A 26,531-nucleotide genomic window follows, 5' to 3' on the forward strand; every position below is an offset into this window, starting at 1 on the left:
GGGAGCCCGGTTTACCCACGATTTCCCACACCCACCTTTGCCCAACATGAAATTTTTTAGAAACCCCATGCACTTTTGTGAGCAAAATGCGGTCCTGTGACATGAACTCTTTTTCAGGTAAGCCCCTATGCCCCGCATTTTGACCATCGAAGACGATGCCGTAACGGCCCGGGAAATCGTCGCCGAGCTGAGCAGTCGCGGGCTGGTAGTGGACTGGGTCGACAATGGCCGCGAAGGCCTGGAGCGAGCGGTGAGTGGCAACTACGACCTGATCACCCTCGACCGCATGCTCCCCGAGCTGGATGGCCTGGCGATTGTCACCACGCTACGGACCATTGGCGTGTCCACACCGATTCTGATGATCAGCGCCCTTTCCGATGTCGACGAGCGAGTCCGCGGCCTGCGCGCCGGCGGCGACGATTACCTGACCAAACCTTTCGCCTCTGATGAAATGTCCGCCCGGGTCGAAGTGCTGCTGCGGCGCAAAAATACGCTCAAGGCATTCGAAACCTCCCTGCGGGTGGCCGATCTGGAGCTCAACCTGATCAGCCGCGAAGCGACTCGCGCCGAGCAGTTGCTGAACCTGCTGCCCACCGAGTACAAGCTGCTGGAATTCTTGATGCGCAATACCGGGCAGATTCTTTCGCGGATGATGATTTTCGAGGAAGTCTGGGGTTACCACTTCGACCCAGGCACCAACCTGATCGACGTGCACATCGGCCGCCTGCGCAAGAAGGTCGACCCGCCGGGCCTGGCGCCGCTGATTCGGACCGTGCGAGGCTCGGGCTATGTCATTGCTGAACCCCTCTAAGGGCTGGCGCTCCTCCAGCAGCCGCTTTCTGGCGCTGTACAGCGCGCTGTTCGTGATCTGGAGCTGCATCCTCCTGGGAGGCCTCTATTACGAAGTTTCCAGTTATCTGGACAACCTGGCCAAGCACTCGCTGATGCAGCGTCAGCACCTGTTCTCGCGCTTTGAGGGCGATCAACTGGTGGAAGCACTGACCACCAGCATGACTTACGACATCCGCGGCATTGACGCTTACGGGCTGTTCGACGAGCAACACCGGCACCTCAGCGGCCCCCTCCGCGAGATCCCGGCAGACCTGCCACTGGACGGACAAATCCATGAGTTGGGCGACTGCATCGATCCCGACGACCCCGCGTTACCAAGCAACAGCTGTGACGCCGTGGCGACCCACACCCAGAATGGTCGCTGGCTGGTTTTGGTGCGCGACAACGGCTCGTTGTTCGCCGTCACCCGGATCATTCTGCATGCGCTGTTCTGGGGCGTTTCCTTGACCATCATTCCCGGTGTCGTCGGTTGGTACCTGTTGCGCAGGCGACCCTTGCGGCGACTGCGCAGTATTCAGGCCAGCGCCGAAGCCATCGTCGCCGGTGACCTGACCCATCGTCTGCCGCTGTCGAATCGCCGAGACGAGCTGGACATGTTGGCCGCCATTGTCAACGCCATGCTCGACCGCATCGAGCGGCTGATGAACGAGGTCAAAGGTGTTTGCGACAACATTGCCCATGATCTGCGCACACCGTTGACCCGGTTGCGAGCGCAGCTGTACCGGATTCAACAGCAAGCCAGCGAGGGTTCGCCCGAAGCCTCGCAAATGGATCAAGTGATTGCCGAGGCCGACACCTTGATGGCACGTTTTCGCGGACTGCTGCGGATTTCCGAGCTGGAAGATCATCAACGCCGCTCCGGGTTCGTGTTACTTGATCCGCTGCCACTGCTGCATGAGCTGCACGACTTCTACCTGCCGCTGGCCGAAGAAGGCCAGCTTAGCTTGAGCCTGCAAGTACCCAACTCGCTGCCACGCCTGACCGGCGACCGGGCATTGTTGTTCGAAGCGCTGGCGAACCTGTTGAGCAATTCGATCAAATTCACCCCGCCTGGTGGCGAAGTCACCCTGCGGGCGGTCAACGACGCCGGCAGCACGCGAATCGAAGTGCTCGACTCCGGCCCCGGTATCCCACCGGACAAACGCGCGGCAGTGTTCCAGCGCTTTTATCGCCTGGATGACAGCAGTCAGCACAACGGTTTTGGGCTGGGTTTATCGATCGTCGCGGCGATCGTCAATCTGCACGGATTCAAACTGGAGGTGGGCACCAGCGAACGCGGCGGCGCCCGGCTGGTGCTTGATTGCAGGCCAAGCATAATGCCAGTCAGCTAAGCGAATGTGGTCCACTGTAGGAGCGAGCTTGCTCGCGATGGTCGTTAACGATAACGCGTGTTTACTGGCTAAACGCGGCGCTCTTGAGTCCATCGCGAGCAAGCTCGCTCCTACAATTTCCTTTACTGACTGGCATCAGGGCTTGCCCGCGATCAATGCTGTCTGTTTGTGAATAAATATTTTCTGCTATTGTTCACCGCATACTTCAATCGTCGACGATCGCCATGCCAAGGCTCCCTTTCATAATGCTGCTCATCCTGAGCCTGATGCTCCCGGCGTTCGGCAGCATGGCCTCTGGCGTGGCGCCGTCTGAACCGTGCCCGATGCTCTCGATGTCGCAACATGACCGGCAAATGATGCAAGCACCGTGCTGCAAGGATATGGACCATAAATCCGACCTAGGCTCTAAATCCCCCTGCAAGTCCGGACAGGAATGCAAGACCGGGGGCGCACTGCAAACCCTGGTGGTCAAAACCCAAGTGCCTTCGCACCCTCTTGCCCAAGCCCTGACCCCACCTTCGGTCCTCAAGCGCGAACCTGCCAATCTCTGGCGCCCTCCTCGTTACATCTGATGCTGTGATCTGAACACTCACGCGCCTTTTCAGGATGCGTGGCAATCGTTGCTGTCCGGATTTTCGGACGGCGACGCTGATCATCTGCATTGGAGACGAAAGCATGTTCGCTTTCCTTCCCACACCCCGCGTGTTTTGCGGTGTGTTCGTCGTCGTGCTGGGCGCAAGCCCGGTGCTTGCGGTACAGGCTGAGCCGCTGAGTTTCGAACGCGCTCAAGCACTCGCTGAAAAAACCGCGCCTGAAAACCTGGCGCTGATGGCGCAAGTTGAATCGGCGCAGGCCTCCATAGGGCCGGCTGATGCCCTGCCTGATCCAAAGTTGATACTCGGCATTGAAAACCTGCCTATCGAGGGTCGGGACCGCTATTCGCTGAACCGCGACTCGATGACCATGCGCCGGGTCGGAATCATGCAAGAAGTGCCCAATAGCGATAAACGTCTGGCGCGTAAAACACTGGCCCAGGCGACCGCCAGCCGTGCAGAAGCAGAGCAGCGGGCGGCCCTGCTGGAGACCCGGCGCCAGACCGCTCTGGGTTGGCTTGAGGTGTATTACGCCGAACGCAGGGTGGCGCTCTTCGATCAGTTGGACCGGCAGATCGCATTGCTTCGCCGCTCGGCGGCGTCCCGCATCGCCGGTGGCGGTGCACAGGCTAATGATGTGCTAATGGCTGACCAGGAGGCTTTGACGCTGGAGGATCGGCGCGATGAGCTGACCCGCGATGTCGCCATGGCGAGGGCGAAACTGCGGCGCTGGATTGGCAATGATGCCAACGAATCACTCTCAGGCGGGCCACCTGCACTGAGTCTGGCGTTACCTCATTCGCAACATGGACTGGGTCAGCATCCGGACCTGCAAGCGGCTTCAGCCAGAGTCAGTGAGGCCAACGCGGAACTTGCCGAAGCGGTGGCCGAGAAGACACCCGATTGGGGCGTCGAACTGGCTTACAACAATCGCGACAGCCAATTTGGCGACATGGTGACGGTGCAGTTCACCTTCGACCTGCCGATGTTCGTCGGCTCACGACAAGGACCACGGATTAACGCCAGACAGCACAGCGTCGAACAGATGGAAGCCGAGAAAGAAGTCATGACGCGTGAGCATCAGGCAGAGCTCGAAAGCGGATTGGCACAACGTGATCAACTCAAGAAGTCTCTGGATCGCACCGAGCGCTCGCTGATTCCGCTGACCACTCAGCGCAGTGAGCTGGAACTGGCTTCCTACAAGGCCGGAAAGAGCCAATTGAGCTCAGTCATTACGGCGCGGCGCGACGTGATCGAGGCGCAACTGCGTCAGATCGAACAGCAAAACAAACTCAGTCAGGTCGAAGCCAGCCTCTACTACGCCTATGTGGAGGGCCTCAAATGAAAACCTCGATCATGGGATACACGGCGCTGACTGTGGTGTTGGCTGGCGCGGGCACCGTCGGTGGTTACTGGTTCGGGCATCAATCATCCGCGATGCCCACACCGCAAGGTGCCATGAAGGATGATCGCGCGGTTCTTTACTGGTTCGACCCGATGTACCCGACCCAGCATTTCGATAGCCCCGGCAAGTCACCGTTCATGGACATGGCGCTAGTGGCCAAATATGCGGAACCCACTCAGGACGTGTCGTCTATCCAGGTTTCAGCCCAAGCAACTCAAAACCTGGGAATGCGCACCAGCAACGTGGTTCGCGATCGCCTACCCGATCGGCTCGAAGCTGTGGGTTCTCTGGCTTACAACCAGCGAGAGGTGGCAAACCTTCAAGCGCGCGCAGCGGGCTTCGTAGAGCGCGTTTATGCGCGTGCACCGGGCGATGTGCTCCCGGCAGGCACAGCGTTGGTTGATATGCTGATCCCCGAATGGTCTGCCGCGCAGCTGGAATTTATCGCCATATTAAACAGCGGCGACGCGCGATTGATCGACGCAACACGTGAGCGCTTGCGCCTTCTGGGCATGCCCGAAGGGACGATCGATCAGGTGGCAAAAACCCGCAAAGCCCAACCGGTGCAAACACTTGTCACCCCTATTGCCGGTGAACTTCAATCGCTTGAGGTACGCGCTGGCATGGCCGTTGTCGCGGGGCAGAACCTCGCTCGTATCAATGGGCTGTCCAGCGTTTGGCTGGACACCTCCATACCCGAAACCCAGGCCGCATCAGTAGCGGTCGGCGCAGACATCACGGCGACACTTTCTGCCTATCCAGGACAGCCCCTGCGCGGGCGAGTCATTGCCCTGCTACCCAGTGCCGATACACAAACCCGCACGCTGACGCTGCGCAGTGAACTGCCCAACCCACAAGGCAGGCTTCGCCCTGGCATGTTCGCCTCCGTGCGGCTGAACGGTTCCGATCAACCGCCGGTGCTGCTGATCCCCAGCGAGGCGGTCATCAGAACAGGGAAACGGACATTGGTGATGCTGGCTGAAAGCGAAGGTCGTTATCAGCCCAGGGAAATCCAGGTGGGACGCGAGTCCGATGGACGCGCAGAAGTGCTTGCCGGTCTCACCGAAGGGCAACAGGTGGTGACTTCAGGGCAGTTTCTACTCGACTCCGAGGCAAGCTTGCAAGGAATAACCGGCCGTACTGAGGAGATGCCGCCGATGACCACGACGCCCTCATCGCAGGGAGAGGCGAAATGATCAAGCGTCTGATCCACTGGTCCATCGGCAACCGCTTTCTGGTGCTGCTGGCAACACTGTTCATTACCGCCTGGGGGATCTGGTCGCTGCGCAGCACGCCAATTGACGCACTGCCGGACCTGTCCGACACCCAGGTGATCATTCGCACCAGCTTCCCGGGGCAAGCCCCGCAGATCATCGAAAACCAGGTGACTTACCCGTTGGCCAGCACCATGCTTTCGGTGCCGGGGGCCAAGACCGTTCGCGGCTATTCGTTCTTCGGTGATTCGTTTGTCTATGTGCTGTTTGAGGACGGTACAGACCTGTACTGGGCCCGCTCACGGGTACTGGAGTATCTGAATCAGGCTCAGGAGCGTTTGCCCAAGGGCGTCACCAGCACATTGGGCCCGGATGCCACCGGGGTCGGCTGGATCTATCAGTACGCATTAGTGGATCGCAGCGGCCAACATGACCTTTCGCAACTGCGGACGATCCAGGACTGGTTCCTCAAGTACGAATTGAAAAGCGTGCCCAACGTCGCGGAAGTGGCAACTATTGGCGGCATGGTCAAGCAGTATCAAGTGCTACTCGACCCACAGAAGCTGGTGGCTTACGGGGTCACCGCGCAACAGGTAATCGAGGCGCTGAAGAGCGCCAATCAGGAAACCGGCGGAGCGGTTCTGGAGTTGGCCGAACGTGAGTACATGGTCCGCACTTCAGGTTATCTGAAGACCCTGGACGACTTCCGCGCAATCCCCTTGAAGGCTTCCGGACAAGGCGTTCCGGTTCTGCTCGGGCAGGTTGCGACAGTCCAGATCGGGCCTGAAATGCGCCGCGGGATCGCTGAACTGGACGGTGACGGTGAAGTGGTCGGCGGCGTGGTGATTCTGCGCTCCGGAAAAAACGCCCGCGAGACGATTCAGGCGGTGAAGGATCGCCTCGAGGTCTTACGCAAAGGCTTGCCTGCCGGGGTTGAACTGGTCACCACCTATGATCGATCGCAGCTGATCGATCGGGCTATCCACAACCTGAGCTTCAAGCTGCTGGAAGAGTTCGGCGTGGTGGCCTTGGTGTGCCTGATCTTTCTCTGGCATTTGCGCTCATCGCTGGTCGCGATCATCACACTGCCGCTGGGCGTGCTGGTGGCGTTCATTGTCATGCGCATCGAGGGGGTCAACGCCAACATCATGTCGCTGGGCGGCATTGCCATTGCGATCGGTGCGATGGTCGATGCGGCCGTGGTCATGATTGAAAATGCCCATAAACATATTGAAGCCTGGCAGCACGAACATCCCCAGCAGCCGCTGCAAGGAGAAGCGCACTGGCGGGTGATCGGTGACGCCGCCGCCGAGGTAGGCCCGGCGCTGTTCTTCAGTCTGCTGATCATTACGCTGTCCTTTCTGCCGGTGTTCACCCTTGAAGCTCAGGAGGGGCGCCTGTTCGGCCCACTGGCGTTTACCAAGTCCTATGCGATGGCTGCGGCTGCCGGTTTGTCCGTGACGCTGGTGCCGGTACTCATGGGCTACTGGATTCGCGGGCATATCCCCAATGAGCAGCAGAACCCACTGAATCGCTGGTTGATTGCCGCTTACCGGCCAGTACTTGAGCGCGTATTGAGCTGGCCAAAATTGACGCTGGCACTGGCCGCGTTGATTTTTCTGTCCAGCGCCTGGCCATTGAGTCAGCTGGGCGGCGAGTTCATGCCCGCCATGGACGAAGGCGATGTGTTGTACATGCCCTCGGCGCTTCCCGGATTACCTGCCAGTAAAGCCGGCCAGCTGTTGCAACAAACCAACCGGATGATCCGCAGTGTGCCGGAGGTCGAGCATGTCTTCGGCAAGGCTGGCCGTGCTGAAAGTGCCACCGACCCGGCGCCACTGGAAATGTTCGAGACCACGGTCCGGTTCAAGCCGCGCGATCAATGGCGAGCGGGCATGACGCCGCAAAAGCTGATCGAGGAGCTGGATCGAGCCGTCAAGGTTCCGGGGCTTTCCAATCTTTGGGTACCCCCCATTCGTAACCGCATCGACATGCTAGCCACCGGAATCAAGAGCCCGATTGGGGTGAAGGTCACGGGAGCATCGCTGTCAGACATCGACGGCATTTCTCGTGAAATTGAAGCCATGGCCAAACAAGTGCCTGGTGTCAGTTCAGCCTTGGCTGAACGCCTGACGGGCGGGAGTTACGTGGATATCCAGATCAACCGTCTGGCGGCTGCTCGTTATGGCTTGAGCATTGCCGATGTACAGGCAGTGGTGTCCAGCGCGATTGGCGGCAGCAATGTTGGGGAGACGGTCGAGGGCGTCGCACGCTTCCCGATCAACGTTCGTTATCCCCGGGAATGGCGGGACAATCCTGAAGCCCTGAGGCAACTGCCGATATTGACCGCCAGTGGTCAGCAACTGACGCTGGGAACGGTGGCCGATATCGGTTTGAGCGAGGGGCCACCTATGCTGCGCAGTGAAAACGGTCGCCTTTCCGGCTGGGTGTACATCGACGTGCGAGGACGAGATCTGGCGTCTACCGCCCGGGACTTACAGCAGCAAGTGGCCCGCAAGATAACCCTCAAACCCGGCATGACGGTTTCCTACTCCGGCCAGTATGAGTTTCTGGAACGGGCCAACGCCCGCCTGGCGTGGGTTGTACCGGCGACTGTGCTGATTATTTTCGTGTTGCTCTATTTAACCTTCAGTCGATTCAGTGAGGCGCTGTTGATCATGGTCACGTTGCCGTTTGCCCTGTCAGGCGGTGTGTGGCTGCTCTACGCACTTGGCTTCAATCTATCGGTTGCCACCGGGGTGGGCTTTATTGCGTTGGCCGGGGTTTCTGCCGAATTTGGCGTGATCATGCTGCTCTATTTGAAAAATGCCTGGATGTCGCGACTGGATGCGGGGCAAGACGATAACCAGAGCCTGCTGGAATCAATACGTGAGGGGGCGGTGCTGCGTGTCAGACCCAAAGTGATGACCGTGGCCGTGATCATCGCGGGTTTACTGCCAATTTTGTGGGGAAGCGGGGCCGGTTCAGAAGTCATGAAGCGCATCGCCGCGCCAATGGTCGGCGGGATGATCACCGCGCCGTTGCTATCGATGCTGGTGTTGCCTGCTGCTTACTGGCTAATGAAACATAAGAAATAAATCCGGGCCTATAGCCTAATGCCAGTCAGTTAAGCGAACGCTGTGCCCCTGTAGGCGCAGCCTTCGATCTTTTGGGGCCCTGCCCCACACAGTTCAGTCCGGAAAATTGGCCCGCAACGCCTCCAGGCCTTCACGGTAGATGCCGGTAAACAACTCCACCGCCGCCGCATCGCTCACACCGACCGGTGTGAAGCGCCCCGACCAGGTGACTCGCGAGGTCTGCCCGCTTTCCAGGTTTTCGACGCGCAATGTGGCCAGGTAATCAGTTACCGGAAACGGTGCCTGACTGATCGAATAGCTGTAGGAACGCGCCGCATTGTCGAAGGTCTCAAGACGCTCGACGATCACCAAACCGTCCAGCGTTTGCAGGCTGCGCACGCGGCCGCCATCGCTGAGTTCACTTTTCGGGATGAAGGGTAACCAGTCCGGCAGCGAATTGAAGCCGCCAATCAATCGCCAAACCTGTTCGGCCGAAGCCGGGATATCGATGAATTCCGATGCGTTAGCCATGAACCGCTCTCCAGAAAATCAAAAAGAATAAAGGTTTCAGATCGCCATGCTGTCGACCATACCATCGTCGACCCGCAAGGATGCACCCGGCGTGGTGCTGCGGGAAGTGCCGTGGATTTCGTTTACCACGCCATTATGGGCGGCCCGGCATCGGATCAATTGCGGCCGCTGGTGGAAACCTTCAGGAAGCTGCTGCCCTATGAGGGTGATCAGTACCGTCACTGAGTGACACACACTGTCGAGGAGGTGCTGGTGGTCTGCCCCTCCTGTGTTGCAACGCCTTTGACTTCCGGGCTCTTGGTGGTCTGGCACCCTTTCGAGACCGGGGCCGGGATTGCAACCGCGGGCTCGGCGTCAGACGGCGCCTTTTGCTCCTTTTGCGCCTTTTGCTCGATTTGTCTGTTGGCGGATTGATCCTGGGAGCTGGCGCAGCCTCCCAGAGTGGCGGCTGCGCAAAGACCGAGCAGAAACGGCGCGAGAGCGAATCCGAGACGGGTTTGCATGGTGATACCTGCGTATGGGTGTCGAGCTGGATTAAGCGGCGTTTGGAAGGCACCGCCTGCCTGCGGGCCCGTCGCATCAAAAACTTTCCCTGGTATTTCTTATAGTTCAGCCACTGAGCAATGCCAGTTGCCCAAATGACATGGCCAGGCAACAACACACCCGCCACCGGCGAGGCTAGACACCGCTCAGTCCTGCGGCCCCTCAGGCTTACGCAACAAATAGGTATCCATAATCCAGCCATTGGCCTGACGCGCCGCTTTACGCACCCGCTCGATCTCGTCGGCAACATCCTTCAGCTTGCCGGCAATCAGGATTTCATCCGGCGTACCCAGGTAAGCGCCCCAATAGATATCCAGGTCCTGATCAGTCACCTGCTGATAGGAATCTTCGGCATCGAGCATCACCACGACGCTATCGGCATCGCTGACCAACCCGGCAGCAAGCCTGCGCCCGGTGGTGATTTCGACCGATCGGCCGATGCTGTTCAACGGCACCTTGTGCTGCGCCGCCAGTGCCTGGACGCTGCTGATGCCGGGTATGACCTCGAAGTCGAAGGAGCAACGACCGCTCGCGAGGATCGCCTGCAAAATTCTGATGGTGCTGTCGTACAGAGCAGGATCGCCCCACACCAGAAACGCCGCACATTCGTCGTCCGCCATCTCAAAGGTGATCAACCGCTCGAAGGTCTGCTGCTTGTCGCGGTTCAGATCATGGACGCTTGCGCTGTAATCCACGTCGCCACGGGCTCGTTCTGGGCTGTGGGCCTCGACGAAGCGGTAGTCGTGATCGTTGATGTAGCGCTCACAGATATCATGGCGCAGGTCGGTGAGTTTCTCTTTGCTCTGGCCCTTGTCCATGATGAAAAACACGTCGACCCGATTCAGCGCGTTGACCGCCTGAATGGTGATGTATTCAGGGTTACCGGCGCCGATGCCGATGATCAGGATCTTTTTCATGGGGTGATCGTCTCCGCATCTGACCCGTTTTCCTGCAAGCGCAGCCGCCACCGACCATTAAACCGCAACTCAGTCGCCGACAACGGCTCGACATCGATCACATTAAAGGCCGCAGGTGGGCACTGCATGACATGCACAATCGCTGCGCGAATGACGAAGGGATGAGTGATCGCTACAACGTGCCCTGGGGTACCGCATAACGTCTCGAGCCAATCGGCGACCCGCTCGCACAGTTGCGCCACTGACTCGCCGCCGTGGGGTGCGCAGGTGTTATCGGTCAGCCAGGCCTGAAGTGTTTCGGGCTCATTCTTTTGCAGGTCATCAATGCGCAGGCCTTGCCAACGGCCGACATCGTAATCACGCAGCGCAGACACGATCTGTATCTGTGCCCCAAACAGCTCGGCGGTTTGCCTGGTCCGGGTCTCCGGTGCGCTGAGCAATTGCGGTATGCGTTTGAAAGCACCGGCCCGCGCGCCCCTCGCCGCTTGCCAATCCATTTCGAGTGATTCGTCCAACGGAAAACGCGCCAGCTTCTGTGCGACGGTTCGGGCATGGCAGATCAGGGTCAAGCGGGTGGCTTGCAAGGGATATCACTCGGGTTATGACAATCGATACGCTATCGAAGTGTTTGTATCACTTGTCGCAGACACTTTCCTATTTTGTCGAACTGAGCAACGCCTATCGCGGGCTGTGCGTAGGGCTTTAGGGAACTGACCTACAACAGAAAGCGAAACGTCCGCAGGCCCGTTCGGATATGGTTTGCGCCCAATTTCCGGGCCTGCTCGACGCATAAAAAAAATTCACTAGACATGTAACGTGAGCCACACAAATACTGTTTTAAAGGATTATGAAAGAAAAACAACACACCCTTCCAGCAGGAGCCCGGATGCCCTCTCTCAGAGAGTTGATCACCTATCCCGCCCTTGATCTGACGCCCTCGGAGCGCAAGGTCATTCGCGCATTGCTGGACCAATACCCGCGTAATGGGTTGGGTCCGATGTCACGCCTGGCGGAGCATGCCGGCGTCAGTGACCCGACCATTGTGCGCCTGGTCAAAAAGTTGGGTTTCAACAGTTATGCCGAGTTCCAGGACGCCTTGCTCAGCGACATGGATGATCGCCTGCGCTCCCCCAGTGCCCTGTTGCAACCCCGCTCACACATCAAACAGGGCGATGCCTGGACCCATTATCTGCTGGACAGCCACCGCGCCTTGCTCGAAACCCAGGCACTGACCCAACCTGAGGACGTGCGTATCCTGGTCGAATGGCTGCTCGATTCGCGTCATCACGTGCATTGCTTTGGCGGACGCTTCAGCAGTTTCCTGGCCAACTACCTGCTCAACCACCTGCACCTGCTGCGTTCCGGTTGCTTCGCCCTGGAAGACAACGCTCAGCTCCCCGACCGACTGTTCGATGTGCAACGTCAGGACATCGTGCTGGTCTTCGACTACCGTCGCTATCAGTCCCAGGCGCTACGCGTCGCCAGCGCGGCCAAGAGCCGGCATGCCCGGGTGGTGCTGTTCACCGACATTTACGCCTCACCGTTACGCGAAATGGTCGACCTGGTGATCACCTCTCCCGTGGAGTCGGTTTCTGCATTCGATACGCTGGTACCAGCGCTGGCCCAGGTTGAGGCACTGATCGCTTGCCTGACATTGCGCAGCCCCCAACTCGGCGATCGTCTGGAGGGCATTGATGCGCTACGGGCCGAATTCACCACTCATTGGCTGGAGGGAAAATAGCGCCGGCAGGAGCGCAAAAACACCTCGCGCAGTCGCAGGAAGTGTTCCAGCGGCTGTCCGTGTAACGCGTGGAAACCGACAGTGATAGTCAAGTTCATCGAAATCCGTCGCCCTCGGGTGGGACTTCGATGAACCCTTTGATACAGGAGTGCATCCATGCTGGTCTTACGTCCAGTCGAGTTAACCGACCTGCCTCGCTTGCAACTGCTCGCACGTGACAGCCTGGTGGGTGTGACGTCGCTGCCGGACGACACGCAGCGCCTGCACGAGAAAATTCTCGCGTCCTGCACCTCGTTCGCCAGCGATGTTCAGACCCACGGTGACGAGAGCTACTTCTTCGTTCTGGAGGACACGGCCAACGAGCGCCTGATGGGTTGCTCGGAAATCGTCGCAACCACCGGTTTGCCGGAGCCGTTTTACAGCTTGCGCAACCGGATGTTCACCAGTACCTCACATGAACTGAATATCCAGCACGCAGTTCCCACCCTGTCGATGTGTCATGACTTGAGCGGGCATACCTTGCTGCGTGGTTTTCATGTTGATCCGACGTTGGCGCAAACGCCTTTCGCCGAGTTGAGCTCACGCGGACGCCTTTTATTCATGGCGGCCCATTCCCGGCGCTTCGCCGAGGCGACCATTACCGAGATCGTCGGTTACAGCAATGATCACGGTGAATCACCGTTTTGGGACGCCATCGGCAAGCCTTTTTTCGAGCTGCCCTATGCGGAGGCTGAGCGCCTCTGCGGTCTACAGAGCCGAACCTTTCTTGCCCGGCTGATGCCGCAATACCCAATCTATGTCCCCATGCTTTCGCAGAGCGCCCAGGACTGCATTGGCAGGGCTCACCCGGCGAGCCAGGATGCGATGGATAGGCTCCTGCGCGAGGGTTTCGAGCCCAACAGCTACGTCGATATTTTCGACGGCGGTCCCACACTTTATGCCCGGACCTCAAGTATTCGCTCTATCGCCTGCAGCCAAACGGCAACCGCTCGCCCGGGCCCGCAAGCGGGTATTGGAGCTGAGTACCTGGTGAGCAATGACTCACTGGAAAACTATCGGGCGATTGTTGCCGAACTGGACTGGACCCTCGGTCTGCCGGTCAGCCTGAGCACAGAAATGCTCACCGCCTTGAAGCTTGGCGAAGGCGGCCAGGTCCGGCTGATTGCGCTTTGAGCCGCGCCCTACCCCGTGCAACACCACCGCGCCAGGATCGGCGCGACGAAGGAGCTGCATCATGATCGTACGCCCGGTTCGTGTCACCGATCTGCCCGCATTGCTGGACCTGGCGCAACGCGCAGGCCCAGGCTTCACCACCCTGCCGGCCAACAAGGAGCGCCTGGCCCACCGCGTGCGCTGGGCACAGCGAACCTTTGCCGAACAGGTCGAGCGCGCCGATGCGGATTACCTGTTCGTGCTCGAAGACGACGATCAGCAAGTGGTGGGCATCAGCGCGCTGACCGGCGCCGTCGGCCTGCGTGAGCCCTGGTACAACTACCGGGTCGGTCTGACCGTCAATTCGGCTCCAGAGCTTGGCATCCAACGGCAGATACCGACGCTGTTTCTCAACAATGAAATGACCGGCCAATCGGAAGTGTGCTCGCTGTTTCTGCGATCCGATCAGCGTAAGGGTTACAACGGTCGGCTGTTATCCATCTCACGCCTGCTGTTCGTCGCGGAGTTTGCGCACCTGTTCGGCGAAAAACTCATCGCCGAGTTGCGCGGCAGCGCCGACGAATACGGCTGCTCGCCGTTCTGGGACAGCCTGGGACGGCACTTCTTCAAGATGGGTTTCAGCCAGGCCGATCACCTTTCCGGGATGGGCCACAAGTCCTTCATCGCCGAGCTGATGCCGCGTCAACCGCTCTACACCTGCCTGCTCACCGAGCAAGCGCAGGCAGTGATCGGTAAGGTGCACAAGAACACCGAACGGGCGCTGCACATCCTGCGCACCGAAGGTTTTTCCCATCAAGGCTATATCGACATCTTCGACGGCGGGCCGGTCATCGAAGCGCAAGTCGCGAAGATCCGAACAGTGCGTGACAGCCAGCCGCTGACCCTGGCCATCGGCACACCGGACGACGGGGCGCCGATCTGGCTGATCCACAACCGCCGGCTGGAGAACTGCCGCATCACCGCCGCCAAGGCCCGGCTAGTGGGCAACAGCCTGGTGATGGATCGCCTCACCGCCAAGCGCCTGCAACTGCAGCCGGGTAACTCGGTCCGTGCCGTACGCTTGGCGGCGCATCAGCAGCAGGCTGTCGTTGCCTAAAAGGCTCACCGCCGCTCCTGTAGCAGCTGGCGAAGCCTGCGTTCGATCGCAAAGCTGTCGTGAAAGTCACACCGCGATTTTCCAGAATGACCGCGTTCGGACGATCTTTTGATCTATTGAGTGACTTCTTGCCAGCCAATTCTACAGCGGATACGGCAACCGAAAACCGCTTCACACCGGGTCGAACGTGACCTGAGACGGCACCCCATCCGCCCGGCAAATGACCCGATTACGGCCGGTGGTTTTCGCTTCGTACAACGCCTGGTCGGCGTCATTGAGCCAAAGGGTCGCATCGGTGTGCGCCGGGTTGAATGCGGCCAGACCAATACTCAGGCTGACCTTGAGCGTCGGGCTTTGCTCATAGCCCAACGAGGAGAATCGATCACGCAGGGCGTCCATGGCCTGAGCGGCGTTGGCCAGCGGCACCTCCGGCAGAATCACACAGAATTCGTCGCCGCCGTAACGCCCGGCCAGATCGCTGGCGCGCAGGTTTTGCCTGAGGATCTTGCTCAGCTGGCGCAGCACGATGTCCCCTGCGACATGGCCGTGGGTGTCGTTGATGGATTTGAAGTGATCGATGTCAATCAGTGCGATGGCCCCACCTTGCTGCCGGCGCTGACAACGCTGGAATTCGACTTCCAGTTGATCCTTCCAGGCGCCATGGTTCATCAGGCCGGTCAGGCTGTCGGTACGACTCAGCGCCAGTAACTCACGCTTGTGCCGCCCCAGAGTATGTGCTTGTCGAAAGCAGATCCAGCCCAGTGCCAAGGGGTACAACGTCAATAGCGGCAGGCAGGCGTACAATTGCAGAGGGCTGGTTTGGGGGATGAATGCCGGAGAAAAAATCAGCAGTGCGGTGGCGATACCCAATACCTGAGCGACACAACCGGCCAGCAGAAAGCGCAGGCCGCCGATAGCAACGTTGTTCATCGCCATCATCGACAACGTGGTCGCCGTGGGTAATGGATTGAAGTGCATGGCGGCGACCCAGAAACCGCCGAGAAACGAATCAATCAACAGATTGCGGTGCTCAGCGTGAAACGGGACTTTCGACAAACGGGCCCATTGGAAGGCCAGATGCGGCCAGAGAAAGCCGTTGAAAACCATGAATACCCAGACCCAGCGCGGCGGATCGAGCGGAGACATGGCAGCGTCCACGCAAAAGAATCCCAGCGCCAAGCCCAAAATTCGCGAGGTGTACAGCCTCCTGGCCAGTGAAAGTCCCTTTCCTCCAGTGTGTCGCATGGGGGCCAAAGCTCCTCTTTGCTGCTGAACAGACCCTGAGACGCCGGTTTTTACGTGCGGGTTTGCTGGGAGTTTATCAGGGCAACGGCAAATAGCCATCACCGGTCAGCGCCTCAAAAAGGCGCCTGCGAGCCCTCCCAAGTGAATGTTTGACTATAAATGACAGGGAGCCAATCGCGATGTCGGCGGTCGCGCGAGTCAAAAAATCAAGAGAGGGGGCGCATGCACACCTACCAGGTACTGATCATCGGCAGTGGCTTTGGTGGCCAATGCGCGGCGGTCAATTTGCTCAAGGAAGGCATCAGCGACTTCCGCCTGCTTGAACGGCGGGACTTTTTCGGCGGCACCTGGTGCCAGAACACCTACCCGGGCGCCGCGGTCGATGTGCCCTCGCCGCTGTACTCGCTGTCGTTTGCCTCGTACCCATGGACACAGATGTTCGCCGAGCAGGACGAACTGCACCGCTACACCCAGCAGGTGGTGGATGACTACGCGCTGCGCAACAAAGTCGAGCGGGAGGCGAATGTCGAGCGAGTGCAATGGGACGAAGCGGCCATATGCCGATGGCCGAGCGACCGGCTAAAACCGCGCAGCTGTACTGTGAGTTTCTGGAGGGTCAGCCCCGATGAATATCCTCTATGACGAACGGGTCGACGGTGCCCTACCCTCCGTCGACAAGGACGCTCTGCTCAAGGCATTGCAAGAGCGACTGCCCGAGCTTGAAATACTGCATCACCAGGAGGAGCTCAAGCCCTACGAGTGCGACGGACTGTCCGCTTACCGCACCACGCCGATGCTGGTGGTGTTGCCCAAGCACCTCAAGCAGGTCCAAGAGCTGCTCAAGGTCTGCCATGAGCGTCACGTGCCCGTGGTCGCTCGCGGTGCCGGCACCGGGCTTTCCGGTGGTGCCTTGCCCTTGGAAAAAGGCGTACTGCTGGTGATGGCGCGCTTCAACAAAATCCTCCAGATCGACCCCGCTGCACGCACGGCACGGGTCCAGCCCGGGGTGCGCAATCTGGCAATCTCCCAAGCGGCAGCGCCCTTTGGTTTGTATTACGCGCCAGACCCCTCTTCGCAAATCGCCTGCTCCATCGGTGGCAATGTCGCCGAGAATGCCGGTGGCGTGCACTGTCTGAAATACGGTCTGACCGTGCACAACCTGCTCAAGGTCGAGGTTCTCAGCATCGAAGGTGAACGCCTGACCCTCGGTTCAGACGCGCTCGACTCACCGGGTTTCGACCTGCTGGCGCTGTTCACCGGCTCCGAAGGTTTGCTGGGGATCATCACCGAAGTCACGGTCAAGCTGCTGCCAAAACCGCAGGTGGCCAAAGTCCTGCTGGCCAGTTTCGATTCCGTGGAAAAGGCCGGTCGTGCGGTCGGCGACATCATTGCCGCCGGCATCATCCCCAGCGGCCTGGAGATGATGGACAACCTGGCGATTCGCGCCGCCGAAGATTTCATCCACGCCGGTTACCCGGTGGACGCCGAGGCCATCCTGCTCTGCGAACTCGATGGCGTTGAAGCCGATGTGCACGCCGACTGTCAGCGGGTCCGCGCCGTGCTGCAACAGGCCGGTGCCAGTGAGGTACGTCAGGCCCGCGACGAAGCCGAACGGGTGAAGTTCTGGGCCGGACGCAAAAACGCCTTCCCGGCGATCGGGCGCCTGGCGCCGGATTACTACTGCATGGACGGCACCATCCCCCGTCGTGAGTTGCCAGGGGTGCTCAAAGGCATCGCCACACTGGCCGGCGAATACGGTTTGCGGGTGGCCAACGTGTTCCACGCCGGAGACGGCAACATGCACCCGCTGATCCTGTTTGACGCCAATCAACCTGAGGAACTGGATCGCGCCGAGGCCTTGGGCGGGAAGATTCTGGAGCTTTGCGTGAAAGTCGGCGGCAGCATCACCGGCGAACACGGCGTCGGCCGGGAGAAAATCAATCAGATGTGCGCGCAGTTCAACAGCGATGAATTGAAGGTGTTTCACGGGGTAAAAGCCGCGTTCGACCCGAACGGTTTGCTCAACCCTGGCAAGAACATTCCGACCCTGCAACGCTGCGCCGAATTTGGCGCGATGCATGTGCACCTCGGCCAGTTGCCGTTCCCTGACCTGGAGCGTTTCTGATGGTTGCCGAACACGACCTCGACGCCAGCGCGACGCTGCTGGAGCAGGTTAACAAGGCCCGCGAGAACGCCACTCCATTGCGGATCCAGGGCTCAAACAGCAAGGCCTTTCTTGGCCGCGAAGTGGCCGGTGAAGTGCTCGATACCCGCACCCACCGTGGCATCGTCAATTATGACCCAACTGAACTGGTGATCACCGTCCGCGCTGGCACACCGCTCAGCGAGCTATCAGCGGCGCTGGAGGCGGCCGGGCAGATGCTGCCCTGCGAACCACCCTCCTTCGGCGACGGCGCGACCGTGGGCGGGATGATCGCCGTCGGGTTGTCCGGGCCGCGTCGACCCTGGTCCGGCTCGGTGCGCGACTTTGTGCTCGGCACGCGGTTGATCACCGGCTCCGGCAACCCACTGCGTTTCGGCGGCGAGGTGATGAAGAACGTCGCCGGTTACGACCTTTCGCGGTTGCTGGTGGGCAGTTACGGCTGCCTCGGGGTGCTGACCGAGGTGTCTCTGAAGGTCCTGCCAAAACCGCGCCAGTGCCTGAGCATCGCTCTTGAAATGGACAGCGCCCGAGCCTTGCTCAAACTCGCCGAATGGGGCCAGCAACCCTTGCCCATCAGCGCTGCCAGCCATGACGGACGCCTGTTGCACCTGCGTCTTGAAGGCGGCGAAGGTTCGGTGACCGCCGCCCATCAACGGCTGGGCGGCGAGCGGCTTGATCCGGCCTATTGGCAAGACCTGAACGAGCAGCGTCTAGGGTTTTTTGATGAAGGTCTGCCGTTGTGGCGTCTGTCGCTACCCAACAACATCGGCCCGCTGAACCTCCCCGGCGAGCAGTTGATCGATTGGGGTGGCGCCCAGCGCTGGTTGAAATCCGATGCGGCTGGCATTCAATCCCTGGCCCACGAGCTGGGCGGCCACGCGACCTGTTACAGCCACGGCGTTACCGACAGCCCTTTTCAGCCGTTGTCTCCCGCACTTCTACGCTACCACCAGCAACTCAAGGCGCAACTCGACCCACAAGGGCTGTTCAACCCGGGCCGGATGTACGCGGAGCTTTGAAGCATGCAAACCACCCTCAGTGACGAAGCCAAACGCCTGCCCCGCGCCGAAGAAGCCGAAAGCATTCTGCGCACCTGCGTCCATTGCGGATTCTGCAACGCCACCTGCCCCACCTATCAATTGCTCGGCGATGAGCTGGACGGCCCGCGCGGGCGCATTTACCTGATCAAGCAAGTGCTTGAAGGCCACCCCGCCACCGCGCTGACCCAGCTGCATCTGGATCGCTGTCTGTCGTGCCGCAACTGCGAAACCACCTGCCCGTCCGGCGTCGACTATCACAACCTGCTGGACATCGGCCGGGCGGTGGTCGACCAGGCTGTGCCGCGCTCACCCAGCCAGCGCCTGTTGCGCCAAGGCCTGCGCGCTCTGGCGCCAAACCCCGAACTGTTCAAAACCCTGCTCCAGCTCGGCGCGACATTCCGTCCGTTACTGCCAACAACCCTCAAAACGAAACTGCCCCACGACCTGCCGCCAGCAGGGGCGCGACCGAGCCAGCAGCATTCGCGGCAGGTGGTAATGCTCGAAGGTTGCGTTCAGCCCGGGTTGTCGCCCAACACCAACGCCGCTGCGGCGCGAGTGCTGGATCGCCTGGAAATCAGCGTCACACCGGTCAGCCAGGCCGGCTGTTGCGGTGCGCTGGACTATCATCTCGGTGCTCAGGACATCGGCCTTGAACGTGCCCGCCGAAATATCGACGCCTGGTGGCCTTACCTTGAAAACGGCGCAGAAGCCATCGTCCAGACCGCCAGCGGGTGCGGTGCATTCATCAAGGATTACGGGCATATGCTCAAGGCTGATCCGGCTTATGCAGCCAAAGCCGAACGGGTCAGCGCGATGGCCAGGGATCTGGTGGAAGTACTGCGCGATGAGCCGCTGGAACGCGTCTGCGGCGCCACTGAGCGACGTCTGGCCTTCCATTGCCCGTGCTCCTTGCAACACGCACAGAAACTGGGCGGTGCAGTAGAAGCATTACTGATCCGGCTGGGTTTCAACCTTACGGCCGTTCCGGACAGCCATTTGTGTTGCGGCTCGGCCGGCACCTACTCCCTGACCCAGCCAGAACTTGCCCGGCAACTGCGCGACAACAAGCTCAACGCGCTGGAAAGCGGCCAGCCGGAGCTGATTGTCACCGCCAATATCGGTTGCCAGAGCCACCTCGACAGCGCGGGCCGCACACCCGTCAGGCACTGGATCGAGGTGGTGGATCAGGCATTGCGCTAAACCGATAGCGCGAGCAGTCATTTGCAGAATGAAGTTCAGAAGAAACTTCGTTTGTCAGCGTCCCCGGCCCCGAACAGAATCGGGCAACGAAAAACCTCCTTGAACCCACGATTTCACTGCGCCGGGAATTCTGTTTATGAGCATCCAGAGCTTTGTCAGCCCTGATCAGATCCGCCAACGTTTTTCACGGGCGATGTCGGACATGTACCGAGAAGAGGTGCCACTGTACGGCGCGCTGATGGAACTGGTAGCCCAGACCAACGCCCAGGTGCTGAGCACCGACAGCATCGTTGCGCAACAACTGCACACTGCCGGCGAAATCGAACGGCTGGGCCTGGAGCGCCATGGCGCCATTCGCGTTGGCACGGCGCAGGAGTTGGCGACCCTCAGCCGCTTGTTTGCGGTGATGGGCATGCAGCCGGTCGGCTATTACGACCTGAGTCCCGCCGGGGTTCCGGTGCACTCCACCGCGTTCCGCGCGGTACATGAGGCGTCGTTGCAGGTCAGCCCGTTTCGGGTATTCACCTCGTTGCTCAGACTGGAACTCATCGAAAATCCCGAGCTGCGCGAGTTTGCCCAGTCGGTCCTGGCCAAGCGCTCGATCTTCACTCCAGCCGCGCTGGCCTTGATCGAAAAATCCGAAACCCAGGGCGGGCTCGATGAACAGGATGCCAAGGACTTCGTCGAACAAGCCCTGGAAACCTTCCGCTGGCATCACAGCGCAACCGTCACGGCCGAGCAGTACCAGCGATTGAGCGCACAGCACCGACTGGTCGCCGATGTGGTCGCCTTCAAAGGGCCACACATCAATCACCTGACTCCGCGCACCCTGGACATCGATGTCGTCCAGGCGCAAATGCCCAGGCACGGCATCACCCCCAAGGCTGTGATCGAAGGCCCACCACGCCGTGAGTGCCCGATTCTGTTGCGCCAAACCAGCTTCAAGGCGTTGGAAGAATCCATCGCCTTCGTCGATCAGGGCCAGGGCAGCGGCAGCCACAGCGCTCGTTTCGGCGAAATCGAACAACGCGGCGCGGCGCTGACGCCAGCAGGTCGGGCGCTGTACGACCGCTTGCTGAATGCCGCGCGCGATGAGTTGAAGGATTTCCCCAACGAAGAAAATGCTCAACGCTACAACACGCTGCTGGAAGCACATTTCACCGGGTTCCCGGACACCTATGCCGGTATGCGCCAACAAGGGCTGGCCTACTTCCGCTACTTCGTCACCGAAAAGGGCCTGGCTGCTGGAGACGATCTGTCGAACTCAGAGACTTTGGAGGGGTTGATCAGCGGGCACTACATTCGCTTCGAGCCGCTGATGTATGAGGATTTTTTGCCGGTCAGTGCGGCAGGTATCTTCCAGTCCAACCTGGGTGACGACGCGCAAAGCCACTACGCCTCCCAATCGAACCAGCAGGAATTCGAGAAAGCTCTGGGCCGTTCGACCATCGATGAGCTGGCGCTGTATGCCGACACTCAACGTCGCTCGATTCTGGAGTGCTGCGCAGCGCTCAATCTGCCGCCATTGGCCTGACCGCGCAGTTATAAGACGTAAGGTTGATGTGAGTGAGTCTGTCTGTATGGATTAAGCGCGCCAGATCGGGTGTGCGCTTGAAAATCGCTTAGCGATCAGAAGGGAGTTCGCCCAGCGCGGTGGCCTGGCAATCCATGCACCGGTAAAGAGCCATTACACTGGGCGAACGGGTAGATTTTAATGGAATTCGGGCACTATGTCCGTGCACAAAATCTGAATAAATCTGGACACAATATTTCTAGCGTGAACTCACCAGATTGAAGTGACTTCATGGGGATACATTCCTTGTGTTTGAAAGCAAAGGTTGCGCACCACGAAGGTGAACGAACGCCCACCATCGTCTGTGCCAAAACGAGCCTATACGATGATGAGCATTTCACCCGTGACCGAGCTCAATATCCGGTCATTTCCAGATACCCGCTCCCGGTGTGGCTGCCACTCAACTGCACCGGGCCCTCCCAATACGGGATACGCAGGTTCATCCAGGCGTTGGCGTTCAGAGCCAGCGTGGTGATGTCCAGGTGCTTGCCAGGGATTTTGATCGACCAGCGGGTCGGCATCTTGCGCCCCGCTACATCGGAGGATGCCAGCGGTGTGAGGCTGATGTCTCCTTCGCGCAGCGACTGCGTACGACCATCGGCAAATACCCAGGTCCCGGTCAGATACGAGGCGCCATCCTTTTCGCGGACCCGAAACAGCATCACCTGCTCACCGTTATCCAGATGCAGGGAAAACCAGTCCCACCCGGTTTGGTTGACGGTCAATGGCTGGCTGCTCCACTCGCGGTCGAGCCAGGCCGGGCCGCTGACCTGATACGTTTTGCCGTCGATCTCAAGGCTTCCCGTCGCCTGAAAAAATGGCTGGCTGTAGTAATACGACGCCTGACCTTGTTCGGACTTCTGGCTGAAACCCTGCTCGCCTTGCAGCACCAGGGGTTTACTCGAGGTCAGGCGCAGTTGATAGCTGAAGCCTTGCCCGCGGGCGTGCAGCTGCAGGTCGGCCAAGGGGTTGTCGTTGCCTGACTGGCTGACAAAACTCCAGTCATCGATCCAGGCAGAGAACGGTGCGCCATTGACCCCTGCTTGGCCGACGCCGCCGCGGGCATAGCGTTCGGCAGCGTGATGCTGACTGGCGGACGTCACGGCGGCGTGGCCCAGCCATATCGTCTGGTTGCCCCAACCGGGTTGCTCGGGCACAGCTTTCAGCGCATTACGAAACAAGGTCCATTGCACGCCAAAGCTGCGTTCCCGATCGTCCTTGAGGTTAGCCGTGACGTACCACCACTCGATGCGAAAGCCATCGTGGGGCCCGTGATCGGCTGGAAAGCTGAACGTTCTACCGGGAACCACGGGCGTGAACGCAGCCACCTCATTGCCCAGTCCGGCAAAACTTCCAGTGTTTTTGGGCGCGTCATCGCAGCCGCCCAATTGCCACATCACCCACAACAGTACGCCAAGGCGCAGCAACCTAGTCTTCATGGGCAAAGGTCCTGAGCAGATCGGCCGGTCGAGTGCGGTAGAGCTTGAGCATCGGCCAGGCCGACGCCAGCAACGTCGCCAACAAAGCCAGGGCCATCAACTGCGCCAGCTGCAGCGGGAAGATCCGCAGCGGCAGGCGCCAGCCAAACGCCTGAACGTTGATCACCGCGTTCAGGCACCACGCCAACACAATCCCCAACGGCACCGCAAACAGCAAGGTCAGCACCGCCAACAACCAGGTCTGCCCCAGGTTGAGCAGCATCAGTTGTTGACGGGTCACACCCAACGCCCACAGCGGTGCCAATTGCCCGAGGCGGGTCTGGCTTTGGGTCAGCAGGCTGATAAACAGCGCCACACCGGCCACGCCCAGGGTCAAGCTGTTGAGCGCTGCGGTGGCGGCAAAGGTGCGTTCGAACACTTGCGTGGACCAACCCTTGAGTTGCACCTGATCGACGATACGGTTGTCGTCCAGGCTAAAGCGCGCTTGCAGATCGCGTACCAACGAGGGCACCGAGGCGGGGTCGATGCGTACGTTGAAACGACTGGGCGCCAGCTGCGGCCAAAAACGTTGCAGGTGCTCGACGTTGACCAGTACATGCCCTTTGGGATTGCCATAGTCGGCATAGATCCCAATGATCCGCGGCGACCATTGACCTTGCGGCGAGGGAATCGTCAGCCGATCACCCAATTGCACCTTCAGTCGACGGGCCAATTGTTCGCTGAGCATCAGCGTGTCGTCGGCGGCCAACTGGTCCCACGGTTTATCCCCCAATGCTTGCAGCAACGGCCAGTGTTGGCGATACGTCGGATGATCGATGACGCCATACAAATCCGCGGGCCAGCCCTGCAGCTGGATCGACACCTGCCAACTGGGTAATACCGCAGAGATCTGCGGCTGCTGGCCCAGCCATTGCTGAATCTCACGTGACTGAGTCGCACTGTTTGGATTGACGTACAGCTCGGCGGTCAGGCGCTGCTCAAGCCAGTCACTGAAGGTCTGGCGAAAGCCTGCGGTCATGCTGCCGGCACCAATGTTGGCAGCCAGTGCCAACAACAGCGCCATCAACGCCAGACTCAAGGCCGGTAATTGCTGACGGCAATCGGCAATAAACCACTGGCCCAGCACCGAGCGATTGCGCCCGAGCATGACGCTCAGCAGCGCATTGAGCAGCACTGGCAAGCTCAGTGCAGCGCCCAGCAATAGCGACGCCATCAGCACAAAGCCGCTGGTCAAACTGTCACCCAGCAACAAGGCCAATACCGCCACCCCACCGGTAACAGCCGCCACCCAGCCCTGTCGCCGCAGCCAGTGGGCATGGGCCTGATGCCAGGCTTGCGGATTGGCCAGCGCGAGCAACGGCAAGCGCGCAGCCCGCAGCAAACTGTTGGCGCCGGCCAGCAACGCACCGAGCAAACTCAAGCCCACACCACTCAACCACCAGAGCGGGCTCAGGCTCAATTGCCCGGCCACCTCGGCGCCGTACAGCCCGCGCAGGCTGGCAACGACATCCGGCAGCAGCACACCGGCCAGCAAATAACCGCTGACGACGCCGGCGATTCCGCCCAGCAACGCCAGGCAACCCAGTTCCACGCTCAGGCTGAAGATCAGCATGCGTGCACTGACACCGCAGGCCCGCAGGGTTCTCATCAATCCGCGGCGTTGCTCCAGCGCCAGGCCGATGGCGGCATGCACGATAAACAGGCCCACCACGAACGACAGAAAGCCCAAGGCATCAAGGTTCAGGTGAAAGCTTTCGGTGAGGCGCGACATGTTGTTTTCTTCGCCACTGCGCTTGAGCACTAACTGCCCGGCAAATTCGGCGGGTAACCGTGGCTGCGTGGCAGCGAAATTCTTGGGCAGCAACAGCCGCGAGAGTTGTTGTGGCATGCCCAGCAGCTGTTGTGCGAAGCCGATATCCACCAGCAATACACCGGGCGCCATGTCAGCCTGACTATGCAGCGGCGGTAAGCGTTGCCCATTCGCGGTGAGCGGTTGTTCGCCTTCGTGATAACCCAATACCTGCAAGGTTTGCGGGGCGACCCAGGTGCTGCCTGGCGGGCTGAAGAAATCGACAATTCGCGCCATCTCCAGCGCTTGCCCGGCCACCGCAGACCCGGCCGGTAACGACAGCGGTTCGATCCCCATCAATTGCAAACGTTGCTCTTCATGGCCCTTGAGCGTCAGTCGCGCCTGCAACACTGGCGAAACCGGCCAACCGGCACGCCGCAGGCTAATGAACAACGCTTGGGAAAAGGTCGCGCCATTGGGCGCAGTGAGACTGGCTTGGGGTTCGCCACCAATCAACTGGCTGGCCCGCGCGTAACTTTCTCGCGCCTGACTGTTCAGCGCTTGCACGCCGGTCAACAGACTGGTGGCCAGCCAGAGCCCGGTCAACACGCTGAAAAACTGCACCGGATGCTGTCGCCAATGGCTGAGCAGCGCCCTCAGGGTTCCATAAAAAACCTGCATCAGCCCTCCCCGACGCCAGCCAGACGCCCACCCTGCAACACGACTTTCTCTGCCAGTCGCGCCGCGACCCTAGGGCTGTGGGTGACCATCAACAAACTGGTGGGGCTGTCGTCGAGCAGTTCCAGGAGTAATTGCAGCACTTGATCACTGGTGGCTTCGTCGAGGCTGCCGGTGGGTTCATCGGCCAGCAGCAAAGCAGGACGCGAAGCCAGTGCACGTCCCAGCGCCACCCGTTGTTGCTGACCACCAGAGAGCTGTTCGGGATAGCGCTTGAGTAAGTCGCCCAGCCCCAACCGCTGGATCAACTGAGCTTGCCAATCCGGGTCGTAACGCCCGGCCAGGCGCGCCTGAAAAGCCAGGTTATCTTCCACCCGCAGGCTGCTGATCAGGTTGAACTGCTGGAACACCAGGCCAACCTCAGTGCGGCGCCAGTTCGCCAGTTGCGCTTCGTTCATCTGATCGAGCCGCTGCTCGCCGATCCGAATGCTGCCGCGATCGACTTTATCCAGCCCGGCAATCAGGTGCAGCAGCGTGCTTTTGCCACTGCCCGACTCGCCCATCAGCGCCAGGCTGCTGCCGTGCTGCAACTGCAAGTCGACACCCTGCAATACCGCCAGCGGGCCCTGCGGCGTTGCATAGCTCTTGAACACGCCTTGCACCTGAAGCATGGGGGCAACTCGTTTGACAGGAGGTGAGGTCAAGGATAGCGGTTACGCTGGTGGTCACCCCGAATGGTTTTGGGTGGTAGCGAGTGTTGGACAGCAAGCCGCGCATCCTGAGTTCGCCAGTTCAACCGCGTTATCGTTCATCGCGAACAAGCGAACGTCGCACGGCCCTTTCCACACTAAATCTGCGTCAGACCACAATGGTGTGATCGACCAAAAACTAATGTGGGAGTGAGCTTGCTCGCGATGAGGCCCTCCCCGT

The 26,531-nt window shown here is 60.0% G+C and carries 21 protein-coding genes and 2 pseudogenes; 15 read left to right on the plus strand and 8 right to left on the minus strand.

Annotation, left to right across the window (positions count from 1 at the left end; genetic code table 11):
* Positions 1 to 127: 127 nt before the first annotated feature.
* From ACZYSM_RS06480 to ACZYSM_RS06505, 6 genes are all read left to right on the plus strand, one after another.
* Positions 128 to 811 carry a response regulator transcription factor gene (locus tag ACZYSM_RS06480; protein ID WP_489069999.1) on the plus strand — a complete coding sequence of 228 codons (684 nt, stop codon included), beginning with the start codon at positions 128 to 130 and terminating at the stop codon, positions 809 to 811.
* Positions 789 to 2,183 carry a sensor histidine kinase gene (locus ACZYSM_RS06485; RefSeq protein ID WP_489070001.1) on the plus strand — a complete coding sequence of 465 codons (1,395 nt, stop codon included), beginning with the start codon at positions 789 to 791 and terminating at the stop codon, positions 2,181 to 2,183. Before ACZYSM_RS06480 ends, ACZYSM_RS06485 begins: the two co-directional genes overlap by 23 nt.
* A gap of 245 nt (positions 2,184 to 2,428) precedes the next feature.
* The gene (locus ACZYSM_RS06490) at positions 2,429 to 2,755 is read left to right on the plus strand and encodes a hypothetical protein (RefSeq protein ID WP_489070003.1); all 327 of its coding nucleotides are present in this window, start codon (positions 2,429 to 2,431) and stop codon (positions 2,753 to 2,755) included.
* A 103-nt stretch (positions 2,756 to 2,858) separates the two neighbouring features.
* The gene (locus ACZYSM_RS06495; protein WP_489070005.1) at positions 2,859 to 4,121 is read left to right on the plus strand and encodes a TolC family protein; all 1,263 of its coding nucleotides are present in this window, start codon (positions 2,859 to 2,861) and stop codon (positions 4,119 to 4,121) included.
* Positions 4,118 to 5,377: an efflux RND transporter periplasmic adaptor subunit gene (locus ACZYSM_RS06500; protein ID WP_489070007.1), complete on the plus strand. Its 1,260-nt coding sequence runs from the start codon at positions 4,118 to 4,120 to the stop codon at positions 5,375 to 5,377. Before ACZYSM_RS06495 ends, ACZYSM_RS06500 begins: the two co-directional genes overlap by 4 nt.
* The gene (locus tag ACZYSM_RS06505) at positions 5,374 to 8,493 is read left to right on the plus strand and encodes an efflux RND transporter permease subunit (protein ID WP_489070009.1); all 3,120 of its coding nucleotides are present in this window, start codon (positions 5,374 to 5,376) and stop codon (positions 8,491 to 8,493) included. Before ACZYSM_RS06500 ends, ACZYSM_RS06505 begins: the two co-directional genes overlap by 4 nt.
* 93 nt (positions 8,494 to 8,586) lie before the next feature.
* Here the strand turns inward: ACZYSM_RS06505 and ACZYSM_RS06510 are convergent, their stop codons facing one another.
* The gene (locus ACZYSM_RS06510; protein WP_489070011.1) at positions 8,587 to 9,003 is read right to left on the minus strand and encodes an SRPBCC family protein; all 417 of its coding nucleotides are present in this window, start codon (positions 9,001 to 9,003) and stop codon (positions 8,587 to 8,589) included.
* A gap of 70 nt (positions 9,004 to 9,073) precedes the next feature.
* Between ACZYSM_RS06510 and ACZYSM_RS06515 the strand changes: the two are divergent.
* Positions 9,074 to 9,228 (plus strand): annotated as a pseudogene (locus ACZYSM_RS06515) (LysR family transcriptional regulator); the annotation flags it as partial.
* Here the strand turns inward: ACZYSM_RS06515 and ACZYSM_RS06520 are convergent.
* From ACZYSM_RS06520 to ACZYSM_RS06530, 3 genes are all read right to left on the minus strand, one after another.
* Positions 9,222 to 9,506: a hypothetical protein gene (locus ACZYSM_RS06520; protein ID WP_489070013.1), complete on the minus strand. Its 285-nt coding sequence runs from the start codon at positions 9,504 to 9,506 to the stop codon at positions 9,222 to 9,224. The pseudogene ACZYSM_RS06515 and the gene ACZYSM_RS06520 sit on opposite strands and share 7 nt — an antisense overlap.
* A gap of 186 nt (positions 9,507 to 9,692) precedes the next feature.
* Entirely contained in the window at positions 9,693 to 10,463 is a 771-nt protein-coding gene (gene cobF, locus ACZYSM_RS06525; protein WP_489070014.1) for a precorrin-6A synthase (deacetylating), read from the minus strand.
* On the minus strand, positions 10,460 to 11,047 hold the full coding sequence (locus ACZYSM_RS06530) for a histidine phosphatase family protein (RefSeq protein ID WP_489070015.1): 588 nt from the start codon (positions 11,045 to 11,047) through the stop codon (positions 10,460 to 10,462). The genes cobF and ACZYSM_RS06530 overlap by 4 nt, the downstream gene beginning before the upstream one ends.
* A 302-nt stretch (positions 11,048 to 11,349) precedes the next feature.
* Here ACZYSM_RS06530 and ACZYSM_RS06535 point away from each other — a divergent pair, with 302 nt between their 5' ends.
* The 3 genes from ACZYSM_RS06535 to astA all read left to right on the plus strand — a co-directional run bounded on the left by ACZYSM_RS06535 (position 11,350) and on the right by astA (position 14,473).
* On the plus strand, positions 11,350 to 12,204 hold the full coding sequence (locus ACZYSM_RS06535) for a MurR/RpiR family transcriptional regulator (RefSeq protein WP_489070016.1): 855 nt from the start codon (positions 11,350 to 11,352) through the stop codon (positions 12,202 to 12,204).
* Positions 12,205 to 12,360: 156 nt separating this feature from the next.
* Positions 12,361 to 13,377 carry an arginine N-succinyltransferase gene (locus ACZYSM_RS06540; RefSeq protein ID WP_489070017.1) on the plus strand — a complete coding sequence of 339 codons (1,017 nt, stop codon included), beginning with the start codon at positions 12,361 to 12,363 and terminating at the stop codon, positions 13,375 to 13,377.
* A 61-nt stretch (positions 13,378 to 13,438) separates the two neighbouring features.
* Positions 13,439 to 14,473 (plus strand): arginine N-succinyltransferase, encoded by a 1,035-nt coding sequence (astA, locus tag ACZYSM_RS06545; protein ID WP_489070018.1) that lies wholly within the window; start codon positions 13,439 to 13,441, stop codon positions 14,471 to 14,473.
* A 171-nt stretch (positions 14,474 to 14,644) separates the two neighbouring features.
* On the opposite strand, the gene ACZYSM_RS06550 is transcribed toward astA, so the two are convergent.
* Positions 14,645 to 15,718, minus strand: a complete 1,074-nt coding sequence (locus tag ACZYSM_RS06550; RefSeq protein WP_489070019.1) for a diguanylate cyclase — start codon at positions 15,716 to 15,718, stop codon at positions 14,645 to 14,647.
* A 222-nt stretch (positions 15,719 to 15,940) separates the two neighbouring features.
* On the opposite strand from ACZYSM_RS06550, the pseudogene ACZYSM_RS06555 reads away from it, so the two are divergent.
* From ACZYSM_RS06555 to hglS, 5 genes and pseudogenes are all read left to right on the plus strand, one after another.
* A pseudogene (locus ACZYSM_RS06555) lies at positions 15,941 to 16,279 on the plus strand (NAD(P)-binding protein); the annotation flags it as partial.
* Positions 16,280 to 16,343: 64 nt separating this feature from the next.
* Positions 16,344 to 17,843, plus strand: a complete 1,500-nt coding sequence (gene glcD / locus ACZYSM_RS06560; RefSeq protein WP_489070020.1) for a glycolate oxidase subunit GlcD — start codon at positions 16,344 to 16,346, stop codon at positions 17,841 to 17,843.
* Positions 17,843 to 18,901, plus strand: coding sequence for a glycolate oxidase subunit GlcE (gene glcE / locus ACZYSM_RS06565; RefSeq protein ID WP_489070021.1), 1,059 nt, complete (start codon positions 17,843 to 17,845; stop codon positions 18,899 to 18,901). The genes glcD and glcE overlap by 1 nt, the downstream gene beginning before the upstream one ends.
* 3 nt (positions 18,902 to 18,904) lie before the next feature.
* Positions 18,905 to 20,122: a glycolate oxidase subunit GlcF gene (gene glcF, locus ACZYSM_RS06570; RefSeq protein WP_489070022.1), complete on the plus strand. Its 1,218-nt coding sequence runs from the start codon at positions 18,905 to 18,907 to the stop codon at positions 20,120 to 20,122.
* A gap of 136 nt (positions 20,123 to 20,258) precedes the next feature.
* Positions 20,259 to 21,656 carry a 2-oxoadipate dioxygenase/decarboxylase HglS gene (hglS, locus tag ACZYSM_RS06575; protein WP_489070023.1) on the plus strand — a complete coding sequence of 466 codons (1,398 nt, stop codon included), beginning with the start codon at positions 20,259 to 20,261 and terminating at the stop codon, positions 21,654 to 21,656.
* Positions 21,657 to 22,048: 392 nt separating this feature from the next.
* Here the strand turns inward: hglS and ACZYSM_RS06580 are convergent, their stop codons facing one another.
* The 3 genes from ACZYSM_RS06580 to ACZYSM_RS06590 are packed head-to-tail and all read right to left on the minus strand — an operon-like array spanning position 22,049 to position 26,272.
* The gene (locus ACZYSM_RS06580) at positions 22,049 to 23,134 is read right to left on the minus strand and encodes a lipocalin-like domain-containing protein (RefSeq protein ID WP_489070024.1); all 1,086 of its coding nucleotides are present in this window, start codon (positions 23,132 to 23,134) and stop codon (positions 22,049 to 22,051) included.
* On the minus strand, positions 23,124 to 25,604 hold the full coding sequence (locus tag ACZYSM_RS06585) for an ABC transporter permease (protein ID WP_489070026.1): 2,481 nt from the start codon (positions 25,602 to 25,604) through the stop codon (positions 23,124 to 23,126). Before ACZYSM_RS06585 ends, ACZYSM_RS06580 begins: the two co-directional genes overlap by 11 nt.
* Positions 25,604 to 26,272 carry an ABC transporter ATP-binding protein gene (locus tag ACZYSM_RS06590; protein WP_489070027.1) on the minus strand — a complete coding sequence of 223 codons (669 nt, stop codon included), beginning with the start codon at positions 26,270 to 26,272 and terminating at the stop codon, positions 25,604 to 25,606. The genes ACZYSM_RS06585 and ACZYSM_RS06590 overlap by 1 nt, the downstream gene beginning before the upstream one ends.
* Positions 26,273 to 26,531: the final 259 nt, after the last annotated feature.

This window comes from Pseudomonas sp. F220 (genome assembly GCF_057813935.1).

Coding starts and splice junctions, on each gene's coding strand:
- cobF (WP_489070014.1), bottom strand. CDS start 10,463: ATGAAAAAGATCCTGATCATCGGCATCGGCGCCGGTAACCCTGAATAC.
- ACZYSM_RS06500 (WP_489070007.1), top strand. CDS start 4,118: ATGAAAACCTCGATCATGGGATACACGGCGCTGACTGTGGTGTTGGCT.
- ACZYSM_RS06535 (WP_489070016.1), top strand. CDS start 11,350: ATGCCCTCTCTCAGAGAGTTGATCACCTATCCCGCCCTTGATCTGACG.
- ACZYSM_RS06495 (WP_489070005.1), top strand. CDS start 2,859: ATGTTCGCTTTCCTTCCCACACCCCGCGTGTTTTGCGGTGTGTTCGTC.
- ACZYSM_RS06590 (WP_489070027.1), bottom strand. CDS start 26,272: ATGCTTCAGGTGCAAGGCGTGTTCAAGAGCTATGCAACGCCGCAGGGC.
- glcE (WP_489070021.1), top strand. CDS start 17,843: ATGGTTGCCGAACACGACCTCGACGCCAGCGCGACGCTGCTGGAGCAG.
- hglS (WP_489070023.1), top strand. CDS start 20,259: ATGAGCATCCAGAGCTTTGTCAGCCCTGATCAGATCCGCCAACGTTTT.
- ACZYSM_RS06490 (WP_489070003.1), top strand. CDS start 2,429: ATGCTGCTCATCCTGAGCCTGATGCTCCCGGCGTTCGGCAGCATGGCC.
- ACZYSM_RS06520 (WP_489070013.1), bottom strand. CDS start 9,506: ATGCAAACCCGTCTCGGATTCGCTCTCGCGCCGTTTCTGCTCGGTCTT.
- ACZYSM_RS06510 (WP_489070011.1), bottom strand. CDS start 9,003: ATGGCTAACGCATCGGAATTCATCGATATCCCGGCTTCGGCCGAACAG.
- astA (WP_489070018.1), top strand. CDS start 13,439: ATGATCGTACGCCCGGTTCGTGTCACCGATCTGCCCGCATTGCTGGAC.
- ACZYSM_RS06480 (WP_489069999.1), top strand. CDS start 128: ATGCCCCGCATTTTGACCATCGAAGACGATGCCGTAACGGCCCGGGAA.
- glcF (WP_489070022.1), top strand. CDS start 18,905: ATGCAAACCACCCTCAGTGACGAAGCCAAACGCCTGCCCCGCGCCGAA.
- ACZYSM_RS06540 (WP_489070017.1), top strand. CDS start 12,361: ATGCTGGTCTTACGTCCAGTCGAGTTAACCGACCTGCCTCGCTTGCAA.
- ACZYSM_RS06485 (WP_489070001.1), top strand. CDS start 789: ATGTCATTGCTGAACCCCTCTAAGGGCTGGCGCTCCTCCAGCAGCCGC.
- ACZYSM_RS06550 (WP_489070019.1), bottom strand. CDS start 15,718: ATGCGACACACTGGAGGAAAGGGACTTTCACTGGCCAGGAGGCTGTAC.
- glcD (WP_489070020.1), top strand. CDS start 16,344: ATGAATATCCTCTATGACGAACGGGTCGACGGTGCCCTACCCTCCGTC.
- ACZYSM_RS06505 (WP_489070009.1), top strand. CDS start 5,374: ATGATCAAGCGTCTGATCCACTGGTCCATCGGCAACCGCTTTCTGGTG.
- ACZYSM_RS06580 (WP_489070024.1), bottom strand. CDS start 23,134: ATGAAGACTAGGTTGCTGCGCCTTGGCGTACTGTTGTGGGTGATGTGG.
- ACZYSM_RS06585 (WP_489070026.1), bottom strand. CDS start 25,604: ATGCAGGTTTTTTATGGAACCCTGAGGGCGCTGCTCAGCCATTGGCGA.